The following is a 16,030-nucleotide window of genomic DNA, read 5'->3' as shown; positions in this document are numbered from 1 at the left end:
ATGATATAAGGATTAAAAATATAAGAAATAATAAAAGTGTTATTGCTGAGATAGTTAACCATGCGTTATCTCTTTTAAATTCATGGCGGCTAATTATTTTTCCTTCATCAATCATAATATTTTCCTTTCTGCCGCCAAGAGAATATTTCACTTGGGTTGATAAATACTCTAGATTTTTTATACGCGAGGTAAATAAGTATTTTCCTAAAGTGAGTTAATGGAAGAAAAGATATAAATTAGGAATTACTTAACCAAGTGGACGATACCCGCTACGGCACTGATTATTTTCAGTAAAGACAATTTTAGAGATTAATAAATTAAAGTTATATACCTATTAATATCATGGTTATTGCCTGTTTTTATCAGATGTCAGACACAAAGGACGTCAAGTTCAGGTCGCATTGTTACTGCGAACAGTAGGGTATGGATACATTTTAACAGCGTAAATCCGCTAACAAGCTAAGGGTGATGCCTTTCACGAGGCTAACTTACAGTGTAAGATGCCTGCATATTTATGTGGGTAGTTTTGGGTTTGAGTCCATCGCTGTGTCCACCAATAATTAATTAAAGACAACGACTAGAGAAAATTCATATAAATGAAGCACATAAGAAACTTTTCTATTATTGCCCATATTGACCACGGTAAATCGACCCTGTCGGACCGTATTATTCAGATTTGTGGTGGATTAACTGAGCGTGAAATGGCCGCTCAAGTACTGGACTCCATGGATTTGGAGCGTGAGCGTGGTATTACCATCAAGGCGCAGAGTGTGACTCTTGATTATCATGCTAAAGATGGCCAAACCTACCAGCTTAACTTTATCGATACCCCTGGTCATGTTGACTTCTCTTATGAAGTTTCCCGCTCTTTGGCGGCTTGCGAAGGGGCTTTGTTGGTGGTAGATGCAGGGCAGGGCGTTGAAGCACAAACGCTGGCAAACTGTTACACCGCAATGGAAATGGATCTGGAAGTTGTTCCGGTTCTGAACAAAATCGACTTACCTGCCGCTGATCCTGAACGTGTAGCGGAAGAAATCGAAGATATCGTCGGTATTGATGCGACAGATGCCGTCCGTTGCTCGGCTAAAACGGGTGTCGGCGTCCCTGATATCCTTGAGCGTTTGGTACGTGACATCCCAGCACCTGAAGGTGACCCTGATGGGCCATTGCAGGCGCTGATCATTGACTCATGGTTTGATAACTATTTGGGCGTTGTATCATTAATCCGCATCAAGAATGGTTCATTGCGTAAAGGCGATAAAATTAAGGTGATGAGTACCGGCCAGAGCTATAACGCTGAGCGCCTAGGTATCTTTACCCCAAAACGCATTGACCGCGATGTCCTGAACTGTGGTGAAGTAGGCTGGCTGGTTTGCGCGATCAAAGACATTTTGGGTGCACCGGTCGGTGATACCTTGACGCTAACGCGTAATCCTGCTGAGAAATCATTACCGGGCTTTAAAAAAGTGAAGCCGCAGGTCTATGCCGGTTTGTTCCCGATTAGCTCTGATGACTATGAAGCCTTCCGTGATGCGTTGGGTAAGTTAAGTCTAAATGATGCTTCTTTGTTCTATGAACCAGAAAGCTCCACAGCATTGGGCTTTGGTTTCCGTTGTGGTTTCCTAGGCCTACTGCACATGGAGATCATTCAGGAACGTTTGGAGCGAGAGTACGATCTCGAGCTTATTACCACAGCGCCAACGGTAGTGTATGAAGTCGTGACCACCAATAAGGAAACGGTTTATGTTGATAGCCCTTCCAAGTTGCCTGCGCTGAATAATATTGAAGAACTGCGCGAACCCATCGCTGAATGTCATATGTTGTTGCCACAGGAATACTTGGGTAACGTCATTACATTGTGTATCGAAAAGCGCGGAACACAGACCAACATGGTTTACCACGGTAACCAAGTTGCATTGACATATGAAATTCCAATGGCTGAAGTGGTACTTGATTTCTTCGACCGCTTGAAATCAACCTCACGCGGTTATGCTTCGCTGGATTACAATTTCAAACGTTTCCAAACCTCAGACATGGTCCGTGTTGATGTACTGATCAACAACGAACGAGTTGATGCTTTAGCATTGATTACCCATCGCGATAATGCGCAATATCGAGGTCGTGATCTGGTCGAGAAAATGAAAGAGCTGATCCCACGTCAGCAGTTTGATATTGCGATTCAGGCCGCTATCGGTAACCACATCATTGCCCGTTCAACAGTGAAGCAGTTACGTAAAAACGTACTGGCGAAGTGTTATGGTGGTGACGTTAGCCGTAAGAAAAAACTTCTGCAGAAACAGAAAGATGGTAAGAAACGTATGAAGCAGGTTGGTAACGTTGAATTACCGCAAGAGGCTTTCTTGGCCATTCTGCACGTCGGAAAAGACAGTAAATAAGGAGTTTTGATGGCTAACATGTTCGCTTTGATTTTAGCGATAGCAACGCTGTTTACAGGGATTATTTGGTGCTTCGAGCGGTTTAAATGGGGCCCTGCCCGTAAAGCGAAAATTGCGGCAGTGCATGCGCAAGCGGCGGAGCTTAATGCTCAAGCGGTTGGTGGTGCTGATAATAAAACGTTATCGCAGGCGGCAAGGCAACCTGGCTGGATAGAGACTTGTGCCTCTGTTTTCCCAGTGTTGGCACTGGTATTTATTGTGCGTTCGTTTATTTACGAACCTTTCCAGATCCCCTCTGGTTCAATGATGCCAACGCTATTGATCGGCGATTTTATATTGGTTGAGAAATTTGCTTATGGCATTAAAGATCCAATAACGCAAACGACCCTTATTCCTACCGGCCATCCTAAACGTGGCGATATCGCCGTCTTTAAATATCCCTTAGATCCACGAGTGGATTATATTAAGCGGGTTGTCGGATTACCGGGTGATCGGGTGAGTTATAACCCAATCAGCAAAGAAGTTACGGTTCAACCTTCGTGCCATACTGGGACTTCTTGTGATAGCGCGTTGCCGATTACTTACAGTGTTTCTGAGCCAAGTGATTTTGTGCAGACATTCCGCTATAGCGGTAATGGTGAGGCTTCTGCTGGCTTCTTCCAGATCCCAACCGATCAGGCAGTACCTGATGGCGGGGTACGCTTGCGTGAGCGTAGTGAAACGCTAGGGACTGTGGCGCATCACATTCTGACTGTTCCAGGGCGCCAGGACCAGATTGGTAGCTATTATCAGCAACCGAATCAGCCTTTAGGGGTTTGGGTCGTGCCAGAAGGCCATTACTTTATGATGGGCGATAACCGAGATAATAGCGCAGATAGCCGTTACTGGGGATTCGTACCAGAGCGTAACTTGGTTGGTAAAGCGACAGCGATTTGGATGAGTTTTGAGAAACAAGAAGGTGAATGGCCTACAGGCGTACGTTTAAGTCGAATTGGTGGCATTCATTAATAACGATGACCATACTTAGATTTATGGTTATCGCAGCAAAGTCGTCATTTAACACATCCTGAATCACAGGCAAACGTCTGTGATTCGGGGGCGTCAATATCATTAAGCTCACGGCGAGTTCAGGTGAGCAGGGTATTTAAACGCAGCATTATATTTCCACTCGTTGTAGAATAACTTTTCGAGCGATAAGAGTTGGCTCTTTTATGGGGGCCACTGCAAACGAAACAGTTTTGTCCTGATATCTTTGGTGGATCAGACCTGTTCCGTCTGCTGTAGTTTTTGACGCATTCTTGATCTATTGGTAACTCATGAACCCCATCGTAATAAACAGGCTGCAGCGGAAGCTGGGCTACACTTTTCAACAGCAGGAGCTCTTGCTGCAAGCACTGACTCATCGTAGTGCCAGTAGCAAACACAATGAGCGTTTGGAGTTCCTGGGTGACTCTATATTAAGTTTTGTTATCGCCAATGAGTTGTACCGCCGTTTCCCTCGTGTTGATGAAGGGGATATGAGCCGGATGCGTGCAACCTTGGTCAGAGGCAATACACTCGCTGAAATGGCCCGTGAATTCGACCTTGGTGAATGTTTACGCCTTGGGCCGGGTGAATTGAAGAGTGGTGGTTTCCGCCGCGAATCAATTTTAGCGGATACGGTAGAAGCCTTGATTGGCGGTATATTTTTAGATAGCGATATACATATGATTGAACGGCTGATTCTCGACTGGTATCGCAGTCGTTTAGAAGAAATCAGCCCTGGTGATAAGCAGAAAGATCCGAAAACGCGCTTGCAAGAATATTTGCAGGGCCGTCATCTGCCATTACCTTCTTATCTGGTTGTGCAGGTTCGCGGAGAAGCACATGACCAGGAATTTACTATCCACTGCCAGGTCAGTGGCTTGAATGAACCAGTCATTGGTACTGGCTCAAGCCGACGTAAAGCCGAGCAGGCGGCAGCGGAACAAGCGCTGAAACAGTTGGAGCTTGAATGAGCGAAGTAGAAAAAACGTATTGTGGCTTTATTGCAATTGTAGGCCGCCCAAATGTGGGCAAATCTACCTTGCTAAATGAATTGCTGGGGCAAAAAGTTTCCATCACTTCACGTAAGCCGCAAACCACACGTCACCGTATTATGGGGATTCATACTGAAGGGCCTTATCAGGCTATTTATGTTGATACCCCAGGGCTGCATATAGAAGAAAAACGCGCCATTAACCGCTTAATGAACCGTGCGGCCAGCAGCTCACTGGGTGATGTGGAGTTAGTTATTTTTGTCGTCGAAGGCACCAATTGGACACCCGATGACGAGATGGTGGTGAATAAGCTGCGCAGCTTGAATTGCCCCGTTTTATTGGCGATCAACAAAGTTGATAACGTCACTGACAAAAGCAAACTGTTGCCACATATTCAGTTCTTAAGTCAGCAGATGGACTTTCTGGATGTTGTGCCAATCTCGGCTGAGAAAGGGATGAATGTTGATACCATTGCCAGCATTGTGCGCAAGCATATGCCAGAAGCGGAACATCATTTCCCAGAAGATTACATCACTGATCGTTCACAGCGTTTTATGGCGTCTGAAATCATCCGTGAAAAGCTGATGCGCTTTTTGGGTGAGGAACTCCCTTACTCAGTGACGGTTGAAATTGAGCAGTTTGTATCAAACGACCGTGGCGGCTATGACATTCACGGCCTGATTTTGGTTGAGCGCGACGGCCAAAAGAAAATGGTTATTGGTAATAAAGGTTCAAAAATCAAGGTGATTGGTACTGAAGCTCGCTTGGACATGGAAAAAATGTTCGAGGCTAAAGTGCATCTTGAGTTGTGGGTGAAAGTGAAATCAGGCTGGGCAGATGATGAACGTGCATTGCGCAGCTTAGGCTATACCGACGATTTGAAGTAAGACTGCCGATGGACGGTTGGCAACGCGCATTTGTCCTGCATGGGCGACCTTACAGTGAAACCAGCTTGATGCTGGATTTATTCACTGAAGGGGAAGGCCGCATGCGGGTGTTAGCAAAAGGTGCGCGAGGTCGCCGTTCTAATTTAAAAGGCTGCTTGCAGCCTTTTACGCCACTATTAGTCCGTTGGACTGGGCGTGGTGAAGTGAAAACCTTACGCAGTGCCGAGGCCGTGTCGTTAGCGCTTCCGCTAAGCGGTTCTATGTTATACAGCGGCTTATATGTCAATGAGTTGCTTTCTCGCGTGTTGGAACACCAAACTAATTACTCTACTTTATTCTTCGATTACCTACATTGTTTGCAGGCCTTAGCGGGCAGCGAGGGGACGCCTGAATATGCCTTGCGCCAATTTGAATTGGCGATATTGGCTCATCTTGGTTATGGCGTTGATTTTCTTCATTGTGCTGGCAGTGGGCAGCCCGTGTCGGAGACGATGACTTACCGCTATCGAGAAGAAAAAGGTTTTATCGCCAGTCTGGTTATTGACCATTACAGCTTTACTGGCCGGCAATTGTTAGCGTTGGCTAACCGCGAATTTCCTGATGCTGATACTTTACGTGCCGCTAAGCGGTTTACTCGTATCGCGCTGAAACCCTATCTGGGCGGGAAACCGCTAAAAAGTCGTGAACTATTCCGTCAATTTGTCATTAAGCCGCCAGCGGAACCCTTAACTTAGGGCAACCTTCCCATATTTAAGCTGTCCCTCGTCAATTTTCACTTATTGCAACCTATCCGCAAGCCGCTCACTCAGTGTAAACTCGAAGCACTAATGCGTTTCATAGCAGGCTTTTTGCGTGCTTATTGACCTATTCAAGATGCATCCATAACTGGAGGGCTGTCATGGCTGATTTGTTGTTGGGCGTTAATATCGATCACATTGCGACATTACGAAATGCACGTGGGACTATCTACCCTGATCCTGTTCAGGCCGCTTTTATTGCTGAGCAGGCTGGTGCCGATGGTATTACGGTGCATTTACGTGAGGATCGTCGCCATATTACAGATCGCGATGTACGTATTTTACGTCAAACTATTCAGACTCGTATGAATCTGGAAATGGCAGTGACCGATGAAATGGTAGGGATTGCCTGTGAGTTACAACCCCATTTTTGTTGCTTGGTGCCGGAAAAACGTCAGGAAGTGACAACAGAAGGCGGTTTGGATGTCGCAGGGCAAATCGATAAAATGACGGTCGCGATCAGCCGATTAGCTGACGCGGGTATTTTGGTGTCCTTATTTATCGATGCCGACATGCGTCAGATTGATGCAGCGGTTACCGTTGGCGCACCTTACATCGAAATTCACACCGGTGCTTATGCGGATGCCACTACCGATTTGGCGCGTCAGGCTGAATTAGTGCGAATCACGAAAGCAGTGACTTATGCGGCGAATAAAGGGCTGAAAGTTAATGCTGGCCATGGTCTGACTTATCACAATGTGCAACCGATCGCGGCTTTGCCAGAAATTCACGAGCTAAATATTGGCCATGCGATTATTGGACAGGCTGTGATGACAGGTCTTGCCGCCGCAGTAAGTGATATGAAAGTCTTGATGCGGGAAGCGCGCCGTTAATGGCTATTCTTGGATTAGGCACTGATATTGTTGAAATCTCAAGAATAGAGGCCGTGGTTGATCGTAGTGGTGACAAGCTGGCGCGGCGTATCCTTAGCCCATCAGAATGGCAACATTATCAACAACACCAGCAGCCGATCCGTTTTCTGGCTAAACGTTTTGCAGTGAAAGAAGCGGCGGCCAAAGCGTTTGGTACCGGTATCCGTAATGGCTTGGCATTCAATCAGTTTGAAGTGGTTAACGATGCATTGGGTAAACCGACACTCCATCTGCATCAACGTGCGGCTGAATTGGCTGCTGAGCTAGGGGTTAAATCCTTGCACGTCACTTTAGCGGATGAACGGCGTTACGCTTGCGCGACAGTCATTATTGAAAGCTAACGTTGCTTGGGCTGTTTTCGGGACAAAAGTAGCATCAAAGGCGAGCATGAAAATGCCGCCTTTTTTATGCGGCGCTGGGGGAGTATTACAGACGATCAGCGTGATGCAATTGGACAAACTTATCCCACAGTTGCTCGTTTGACTCAACCCACGCGGGATCGATAGCAATAGTGTTATCAATAGGGCAGACCAACTGACACGTCGGTGTTTCGTAATGACCGACGCACTCAGTACAGCGCATCGGGTCAATCTGATAGATTTCTGCACCCATGGAAATCGCCTCGTTAGGGCATTCTGGCTCGCACATATCGCAATTAATACATTTACGAGTGATCAACAGGGCCATGGTTCTCTTACCTTAGGTCGGGCATTCTCAACAGCCGAGGATTATACGCCTCTCAAGTCCTTAGACCAGTTTTTTCATCAGTGCCGCACTGTGCTTAATGTGATCCTGTGCACTTTCAAGATCTTGTTGAATCATCGCCATAAACAGCAAGTCCGTTAGTGCATACTGCGCGGTGCTTGAGGAGATAGCGGCACTACGAATGACAGGTTCTTCGGAGATGGTATATAAGCAATGGTCTGCGCGTTGTTGCAAGCTGTTAGGGGAGAAACTGGTCAATGCGAGTACTTTGGCACCGCATCGTTGGGCTTCTTCCGCTGCCAGATTGACCTCGCGCCGCTCACCGCTGAAGGAAATGGCCAAAAGTAAATCCCGCGAATCTAATGCTTGTACGGCCGCTAACTGTGCATGCATGTCTGTTTCTGATACCGCCATCACGCCAATTTTTAGCAACTTAAAGGCCAGATCTTTGGCTACCAGCCCAGAAGCCCCAATACCGGTCAGGATAATGCATCGCGCAGCTCGCAGCATCTCTAACGCTTGGGTGAGGCGCTGTTCGCTATTGATGTCCAACGTCGCCCGCAGCGCGGCTGTTTTTTCACTCAATAACTTCTCGCCCACTGCTTTTAAGCTGTCAGTACTCAAAATTTGGTTATGGAGAGTGACAGGTTGCATTGGGGAGGCAACAGCTTCGCTCAGTGCTAACTTGAGGGCAGGAAAGCCTTTATAACCTAATTTTTGGGCGAACTTGACCACGGCAGACTGGCTGACACCTGTTTTCTGTGCCAATAACTGAGAACTCAGATGGCGCGCCTGTTCAGGATTCGCCAGTAGGAAATCAGCGAGCTTACGGTCATTTTGTGCCAGAGTTGGGTAGAGCTGACGGATGCGTAAAAGACTGCTCATAAATCAGTTCCTGAAATTCTGCTGTGTTAGTTAAGAGTACCCATCCACCTATTATCTTCCGCACTGGTGCTTGCTCATCGTCTATCGGCAACGCCATGTTCTTTACGAAAGCGTCTGGAGGGTAAAAGCTAAGTTAGGAAGCATAGCACCCTTTTTTTGTGATCAACCGATGATTACAACAAGAAAATGGCACGGTTCGAGCCATCAGGGATGATTTAACGGCGTCTTAACGATCAGCTTGTTCTCTTCCTAACGGGCAAAGTAATGTTGTATTTAATGATAAGGGTTGTCACCATATCGGCCAGTTTTCTATTTATCTGGTTTATGGGATTCAATGATCCTGAGGAGTGACCTTTGAGCGTAGAGCAGTCGACATTCGCCACTGAGCAGGCTGACATTAACCCAAAGTCAGTAAACGAGCCGCAAAATGCTGATAACAAACGTGTTGTCTTTTTTGATTTAGATGGCACTTTGCATCAGCAGGATATGTTTGGCAGTTTTGTCCGTTTTTTGATACGTCATTTGCCATTGAACCTTCTATTAGTGATCCCACTGCTGCCCGTCATCGGATTGGGATTATTGGTGGGCGGGCGTTGCGCTCGATGGCCGATGAGCCTCCTACTTTGGGCGATTACGTTTGGGCGACCTGAAGCACACCTGAAAGATTTGGAATTGCGCTTCGTGAATGAATTTCGCCAGAAAGTGACTGAGTTTCCAGTGGTGTTGATGCGGTTGCGTCAATATTTGGAGAGTAATGACGCAGAGGTTTGGCTCATCACTGGTTCGCCACAGCGGTTGGTTGAGCAGGTATATCATGACTCCATGTTTATTCATCAATTACGGCTGGTGGGAAGCCGTATGGCACGGCGTAATGGCGGTTGGGTATTGCCGATGCGTTGTTTAGGGCCTGAGAAAGTTGTTCAATTAGAGCAACGCTTGGGCTCGCCATTAAAACTGTACAGTGGATATAGCGACAGTAAGCAGGATAACCCGCTGTTGTTTTTCTGTGAGCATCGCTGGCGAGTCAGTAAAGCGGGCGAGCTGCAGCAATTAGAGTAACAAGGATGACTGTATTTGCCTCACTATTCGGTTCGGCCCCTAATGAGTGAAATCTATTGTCATGGTGGCCGGATAGCGGGTGTAGAGGCTATCGGCTGTGTATAATGCAGGCCGCAAAAAAAGCCAGAGAGGTTAATGTGTCTGCTGAAAATAAGTCGTTTGCTGAAAACGATTCGTCTACTGAGCGTGGTGCAACGGCTGAATACAGTGATGAGTACTGGATGCGGCGTGCGTTGAGTCTGGCCTTACGTGCGCAAGAGGAAGGTGAAGTCCCCGTCGGGGCCGTGTTGGTGCTTGATAATAAAGTGATCGGCGAAGGTTGGAATCGCTCTATTTGCGATAACGATCCCACTGCCCATGCAGAGATCATGGCGCTGCGCCAAGGTGGACAAGCGGTACAAAATTATCGCCTGCTGGAAGCCACGCTGTACATCACGCTAGAGCCGTGCGTGATGTGTGCTGGTGCAATGATTCACAGCCGTATACGCCGTTTGGTGTATGGTGCGAATGACCTCAAAACCGGTGCGGCTGGCTCGCTGGTGGATATTTTGCGCCATCCAGGGATGAATCATCAGGTAGAAATCAGTTCAGGTGTGCTGGCAGATGAATGCTCACATCAGTTAAGCGCATTCTTTCGCTTACGTCGCGAGCAGCAGAAGGCGTTGAAACTTGCGCAGCGGGCAATGCCTGAAAAGCCTTAGCCCGCGACGGAATGTCTATATGACTGATGTAGTCTAGTTATTGATTGACCAGCCAGGGCCGACGACAGGATAAGCTTTCCCCAGTTCGGCTTCGATAGCGGCATGCTGCGCTGCTTTTTTCTCTTTTTCCTGCAAATACCCCACTAAACTCACCTGATAACGGCGGATGTTTTCGACGTAGTTATAGGCTTCGTGACCCCGAGCATAGCCATAGGTCGTACTTGGGTAGTAGCGTTTTTGGCTCAGCATCGGTAAGCGCATTTTGACGTCAACCCAACTGTCGGGATTGCCATTTTGATTTTTGGTCAGACGACGAGCATCCAACATATGCCCATAGCCCATATTATATGCGGCCAGTGCGAACCAGATTCGCTCATCCTCAGGGATAGTATCCGGCACTTTCTGCATTAACCGCTGCAAGTAAACGGAGCCGCCTTTGATGCTTTCCTCCGGATCGACTCGGTCTTTGACCCCTAAACCATCTGCGGTGGCGCGCGTTAGCATCATCAGGCCGCGCACGCCGGTCGGTGAGGTGGCTTGTGGGTTCCAATGAGATTCTTGATAAGCAATCGCGGCCAGTAACTTCCAATCGATATCGCCTGCATGTTTTTCAAACAAAGGCTTGAAAGTTGGCAGCACATTGTCGATGGCAGACAGGAAGGTTTTGGTATCGACATAATCGAAGCTCCCCACATGGCCGATATATTTTTCTTCCAGCCGCGCCAGACTGCCGTCTTCCACCATCTGACTGTAAAAATCGAGCATGGCAGCATACAGGCTGTCATCTTTGCCTTTAGGGAAATACCACGTCACCGGTTCTTCATCTGTCACATCAAAAGCTACCGCCAGTTGCGGGTGGATACGTTGTAGCAGGGCAATGGTGATGGAATCACCGAGGGTATAATCAAGTTTGCCGTCGGCCACTTGTTCCAGTAACTCTTTACCTGAACGGTCAATAGAAGAACCCCAATTCAGGTCAGGATATTTGCTCTGTTTGAGCTGCTTAAGGGTGGTCATATGAGCTGAGCCGGAAGCAACGATCAATTGCCCCTTCAGGTCACTGAATGATTTTGGCCGTGGTGAGCCAAGGCGGTACACCAGTTGTTGCGAGACGGAATAGTAGGCAGGACCCGTGCGCGCCCGATTAAGACGTTCACGATTATAAATCAGCCCAGCAGCCAGCATATCGGCGTCATCGCTATCTAAAGCATCAAACAGATCGTCAATATTATGACGCGGAGTCATGATCAGTTTGACGCCCAAATAATCGGCAAAACGTTTCGCTAGCTCATAGTCAAGGCCCGAAGGACCATCTTTTCCGGGTGCGTAAATCAGTGGTGAGCTAATTGTGCTAACTCGCAGCTCACCACGGGCTTTTATACGATCGAGTTGCCCCTCTTGACCACTGCGCCAAGGAATATTGGGCCACAGCGCGAGGGCCAGAAGCATGGCAACTACACCGATAACAAAGTAATTTAATTTTATGCGCGTCAAATAGTTATCTCTCGGCAGCGCTCTTTATAGGTGTGTCGTGAAACGTAAATCGACATGGTTAAATCCCCAGTGGAGTGGCATTTTGCGCAACAAATCGTCAGTGTGCAACTTTATTACGAGCTTATTTATCCGGTACTCCACCGATAACCCTGACCACAGTTTCTGACGCAATTATGAATAATAGCTACGCAAACGGTTTCGTCGACGGCTTAGATTCACTATAATGGCGCGCGTTTTCCCCTGTTGCGCCCAATGAAGTGCTGTTCCAGTCGCTTCGAAGACGAGAGAAACTAAGATTATGGAAATACTGCGTGGTTCGCCCGCTTTGTCGGCTTTTCGTATTACCAAACTGCTGTCCCGCTGCCAAGATGCTCACTTACCGGTGAGTGATATCTACGCCGAATATGTTCACTTTGCCGATGTTAGCGCACCACTGAGTGCTGATGAACACGCCAGACTCCAACGGCTGCTGAAATACGGACCATCTCTCCCTGAACATGCGCCAGAAGGGCGTCTACTCTTGGTGACACCAAGACCGGGGACGATTTCTCCGTGGTCATCTAAAGCGACGGATATCGCGCATAACTGTGCCTTGCCGCAAGTTCTGCGTCTGGAACGTGGTTTAGCCTTTTATATTCAAGGCTCAAGTTTGACTGAAAGCCAATGGCAACAATTAGCGGCGCTACTGCACGATCGCATGATGGAAACAGTCTTTACTGATTTGCAGCAGGCCGAGCAACTGTTCTCTCATCACCAGCCAGCCCCGGTACAACGGGTGGATATTCTGGCGCAGGGCCGCAGTGCACTGGAGCAGGCCAATACAAAACTCGGTCTGGCACTGGCATCGGATGAAATTGATTATCTGTTGGCCGCCTTCACTGGGCTTGGGCGCAACCCAACGGATATCGAGCTGTACATGTTTGCTCAGGCAAACTCAGAGCATTGCCGCCATAAGATTTTTAATGCGGATTGGGTCATCGACGGTGTTGCTCAACCGAAGTCTCTATTCAAAATGATCAAAAATACCTTTGAACACACGCCGGATTACGTGCTGTCTGCCTATAAAGACAATGCGGCCGTGATGGAAGGTTCACAGGTTGGGCGCTTCTTTGCTGCGCCAGAAAATGGTGTTTACGGCTACCATCAGGAAGAGGCGCATATCCTGATGAAAGTTGAAACCCATAACCACCCAACGGCCATTTCACCTTGGCCGGGCGCTGCGACGGGTTCCGGTGGTGAAATCCGCGATGAAGGCGCGACTGGGCGTGGTGCGAAGCCGAAAGCAGGCTTGGTGGGGTTCTCCGTTTCTAACTTGCGTATCCCTGGCTTTGAACAGCCATGGGAAGAGAATTTTGGTAAGCCTGAACGCATCGTTACCGCACTGGATATCATGACCGAAGGCCCTCTGGGCGGCGCAGCATTTAACAACGAATTTGGTCGTCCTGCGCTGTTGGGCTACTTCCGTACCTATGAAGAGCGTGTTAACAGCCATAACGGTATGGAGTTACGTGGTTACCATAAGCCGATTATGCTGGCGGGTGGGATCGGGAATATTCGTGCAGATCACGTGCAAAAAGGTGAAATCACCGTCGGCGCTAAGCTGGTGGTGCTTGGTGGCCCAGCAATGAATATTGGTCTGGGGGGCGGAGCGGCTTCTTCTATGGCCTCAGGTCAGTCAGATGCCGATCTCGATTTTGCGTCAGTACAACGTGATAACCCTGAAATGGAACGTCGTTGTCAGGAGGTCATTGACCGTTGTTGGCAGCTAGGTGATCACAACCCAATTCTGTTTATTCATGATGTCGGTGCGGGTGGCTTGTCCAATGCCATGCCAGAACTGGTCAGTGATGGCGGTCGTGGTGGCCGTTTTGAGCTGCGCGATATCCTCAACGATGAACCGGGCATGAGCCCATTAGAAGTGTGGTGTAACGAATCTCAGGAACGTTATGTCATGGCTATCGCCCCCGCGCAAATGGCTCAGTTTGATGAGATTTGTCGCCGTGAACGCGCCCCTTATGCGGTGATTGGTGAAGCTACAGAAGAGTTGCACCTCACACTCAATGATCGCCATTTCGATAATCAACCTATCGACATGCCATTAGATGTATTGCTGGGCAAAACCCCGAAAATGCTGCGTGACGTGAAAACCTTGCAGGCAGCAGGTGAGGCGCTAGCGCGTGCTGATATCTCGATTGCGGATGCCGTAAAACGTGTGATGCATTTGCCTGCTGTCGCAGAGAAAACCTTCCTGATTACGATTGGTGACCGTACCGTCACCGGTATGGTGACCCGTGATCAAATGGTGGGGCCATGGCAGATCCCTGTCGCTGATTGCGCCGTGACCAGTGCCAGCCTTGATAGTTATTATGGTGAGGCTATGTCGTTGGGTGAACGTGCCCCCGTTGCCTTACTCGATTTCGCCGCTTCTGCTCGTTTGGCAGTCGGTGAAGCACTGACCAATATTGCCGCTACCCAAATTGGTGAACTGAAACGCATTAAGCTCTCTGCTAACTGGATGTCGGCTGCCGGTCATCCCGGTGAAGATGCTGGTTTGTATGACGCAGTACGCGCTGTCGGCGAAGAACTCTGCCCTGCGCTGGAAATTACCATTCCAGTGGGTAAAGATTCCATGTCGATGAAAACACGTTGGCAGGAAGGTGACGAGCAGCGTGAAATGACTTCGCCACTCTCGCTCGTTATTACCGCTTTTGCTCGTGTTGAAGACGTGCGTCATACCGTGACACCACAACTGCGTACAGATAAAGGCGACAATGCGCTGCTGTTGATCGACTTAGGCGCAGGCCACAACGCACTGGGTGCGACTGCACTGACGCAAGTGTACCGCCAGTTAGGGGACAAACCTGCGGATGTGCGCGATGTACAACAACTTGCGGGCTTCTTCAATGCCATGCAGCGTTTAGTGGCAGACCAGTTGTTGCTGGCTTATCACGATCGCTCAGATGGCGGTTTGTTGGTCACCCTGGCAGAAATGGCCTTTGCTGGTCACTGTGGTATAGATGTTGATATCCAGTCTCAGGGTAATGATTCATTGGCAGCACTATTCAATGAAGAGCTGGGCGCTGTTATTCAGGTCCGTGCTGAGCAGCGTGCTGCAGTAGAAAAAATATTGGCTGACCACGGCTTGGCAGACTGCGTTCACTTCTTGGGCCGTGCGATTGAAGGGGATACTTTCGATATTCGCAGTGGCACTGACGTGGTTTACCGCGAAAAACGCAGCACTCTGCGTTTGTGGTGGGCAGAAACCACCTGGCAAATGCAGCGTTTGCGTGATAACCCCGCCTGCGCGGATCAAGAACATGAAGCGAAAAAGGATGAACGCGATCCTGGCTTAAATGTGAAATTGACCTTCGATCCTGCGCAAGATATTGCCGCGCCATACATCATCAAGCAAGCACGACCAAAAGTCGCGGTGTTGCGTGAGCAGGGGGTTAACTCCCACGTTGAAATGGCTGCCGCTTTCCACCGTGCCGGTTTTGATGCTGTCGATGTGCACATGAGTGACCTTCTGGCTGGGCGCACGGATTTACGAGCCTTCCAAACCTTGGTGGCTTGTGGTGGTTTCTCTTACGGTGACGTACTGGGCGCGGGTGAAGGCTGGGCGAAGTCCATCCTGTTTAATGACCGTGTACGTGATGAGTTCGAAGCTTTCTTCCATCGTCCTGAAACCTTGGCGTTGGGTGTCTGTAATGGCTGCCAGATGATGTCTAATCTGCGCGAACTGATTCCTGGTGCTGAGCATTGGCCACGATTTGTCCGTAACCTGTCAGATCGTTTTGAAGCGCGTTTCAGTCTGGTTGAAGTGGCAGATAGCCCGTCGCTGTTCATGCAGGACATGGTGGGTTCACGTATGCCAATTGCTGTTTCACACGGAGAAGGGTTGGTCGAAGTACGCGATGCGGCACATTTAGCGGCATTGGAACAGAACAACTTGGTGGCAATACGCTTTGTGAATAATGACGGCGTAGTCACTGAGCAATATCCCGCTAACCCGAATGGTTCAGCGAACGGTATTACGTCTGTGACCAGTACCAGTGGCCGTGCAACGGTGATGATGCCGCATCCTGAACGTGTCTTCCGTACTGTCAGTAACTCATGGCACCCAGAAGAGTGGGGCGAGGATAGCCCGTGGATGCGCATGTTCCGCAATGCGCGTAAGCAACTAGGCTAATCTCTTCAGTGATAAAAAGCAGGCTCA

At 48.7% G+C, this 16,030-nt stretch carries 12 protein-coding genes and 2 pseudogenes; 11 read left to right on the top strand and 3 right to left on the bottom strand.

Annotated elements, in window-relative coordinates; genetic code table 11:
• Nucleotides 1–596: 596 nt before the first annotated feature.
• The 7 genes from lepA to acpS all read left to right on the top strand — a co-directional run bounded on the left by lepA (nt 597) and on the right by acpS (nt 7,311).
• On the top strand, nt 597–2,396 hold the full coding sequence (gene lepA, locus BN68_RS16190; RefSeq protein ID WP_019212214.1) for a translation elongation factor 4: 1,800 nt from the start codon (nt 597–599) through the stop codon (nt 2,394–2,396).
• Between the two features lie 9 nt (nt 2,397–2,405).
• Nucleotides 2,406–3,404 (top strand): signal peptidase I, encoded by a 999-nt coding sequence (lepB, locus tag BN68_RS16185; RefSeq protein WP_019212213.1) that lies wholly within the window; start codon nt 2,406–2,408, stop codon nt 3,402–3,404.
• A gap of 308 nt (nt 3,405–3,712) precedes the next feature.
• Nucleotides 3,713–4,393 carry a ribonuclease III gene (gene rnc, locus BN68_RS16180; RefSeq protein WP_019212212.1) on the top strand — a complete coding sequence of 227 codons (681 nt, stop codon included), beginning with the start codon at nt 3,713–3,715 and terminating at the stop codon, nt 4,391–4,393.
• A complete protein-coding gene (gene era / locus BN68_RS16175; RefSeq protein ID WP_019212211.1) occupies nt 4,390–5,301 on the top strand; it encodes a GTPase Era in 912 nt (303 codons plus the stop codon). Before rnc ends, era begins: the two co-directional genes overlap by 4 nt.
• Nucleotides 5,302–5,309: 8 nt before the next feature.
• Complete coding sequence (recO, locus tag BN68_RS16170) at nt 5,310–6,035, top strand: DNA repair protein RecO (protein ID WP_019212210.1); 726 nt, start codon at nt 5,310–5,312, stop codon at nt 6,033–6,035.
• A gap of 164 nt (nt 6,036–6,199) precedes the next feature.
• Nucleotides 6,200–6,931: a pyridoxine 5'-phosphate synthase gene (pdxJ, locus tag BN68_RS16165; protein WP_019212209.1), complete on the top strand. Its 732-nt coding sequence runs from the start codon at nt 6,200–6,202 to the stop codon at nt 6,929–6,931.
• Nucleotides 6,931–7,311 carry a holo-ACP synthase gene (acpS, locus tag BN68_RS16160; protein WP_019212208.1) on the top strand — a complete coding sequence of 127 codons (381 nt, stop codon included), beginning with the start codon at nt 6,931–6,933 and terminating at the stop codon, nt 7,309–7,311. The genes pdxJ and acpS overlap by 1 nt, the downstream gene beginning before the upstream one ends.
• A gap of 85 nt (nt 7,312–7,396) precedes the next feature.
• On the opposite strand, the gene BN68_RS16155 is transcribed toward acpS, so the two are convergent.
• Nucleotides 7,397–7,657 carry a YfhL family 4Fe-4S dicluster ferredoxin gene (locus tag BN68_RS16155; protein WP_019212207.1) on the bottom strand — a complete coding sequence of 87 codons (261 nt, stop codon included), beginning with the start codon at nt 7,655–7,657 and terminating at the stop codon, nt 7,397–7,399.
• 60 nt (nt 7,658–7,717) lie between these two features.
• A complete protein-coding gene (locus tag BN68_RS16150; RefSeq protein WP_019212206.1) occupies nt 7,718–8,560 on the bottom strand; it encodes a MurR/RpiR family transcriptional regulator in 843 nt (280 codons plus the stop codon).
• A gap of 249 nt (nt 8,561–8,809) precedes the next feature.
• Between BN68_RS16150 and BN68_RS24370 the strand changes: the two are divergent.
• The 3 genes and pseudogenes from BN68_RS24370 to tadA all read left to right on the top strand — a co-directional run.
• Nucleotides 8,810–8,911 (top strand): annotated as a pseudogene (locus BN68_RS24370) (PTS transporter subunit EIIC); the annotation flags it as partial.
• 45 nt (nt 8,912–8,956) lie between these two features.
• Nucleotides 8,957–9,619 (top strand): phosphatidylglycerophosphatase C, encoded by a 663-nt coding sequence (gene yfhb, locus BN68_RS16145; RefSeq protein WP_071822470.1) that lies wholly within the window; start codon nt 8,957–8,959, stop codon nt 9,617–9,619.
• 97 nt (nt 9,620–9,716) lie between these two features.
• A pseudogene (gene tadA / locus BN68_RS16140) lies at nt 9,717–10,320 on the top strand (tRNA adenosine(34) deaminase TadA).
• Between the two features lie 33 nt (nt 10,321–10,353).
• Here tadA and mltF read toward each other — a convergent pair.
• A complete protein-coding gene (mltF, locus tag BN68_RS16135; RefSeq protein WP_019212203.1) occupies nt 10,354–11,814 on the bottom strand; it encodes a membrane-bound lytic murein transglycosylase MltF in 1,461 nt (486 codons plus the stop codon).
• 298 nt (nt 11,815–12,112) lie between these two features.
• On the opposite strand from mltF, the gene purL reads away from it, so the two are divergent.
• The gene (purL, locus tag BN68_RS16130; protein WP_019212202.1) at nt 12,113–16,003 is read left to right on the top strand and encodes a phosphoribosylformylglycinamidine synthase; all 3,891 of its coding nucleotides are present in this window, start codon (nt 12,113–12,115) and stop codon (nt 16,001–16,003) included.
• Nucleotides 16,004–16,030: the final 27 nt, after the last annotated feature.

Source organism: Yersinia massiliensis CCUG 53443 (assembly GCF_000312485.1).
In the GTDB taxonomy this organism is placed as follows: domain Bacteria; phylum Pseudomonadota; class Gammaproteobacteria; order Enterobacterales; family Enterobacteriaceae; genus Yersinia; species Yersinia massiliensis.
The sequence above is the reverse complement of the archived record's forward strand: the minus strand, read 5'-3'. Positions and strand labels throughout refer to the sequence as shown.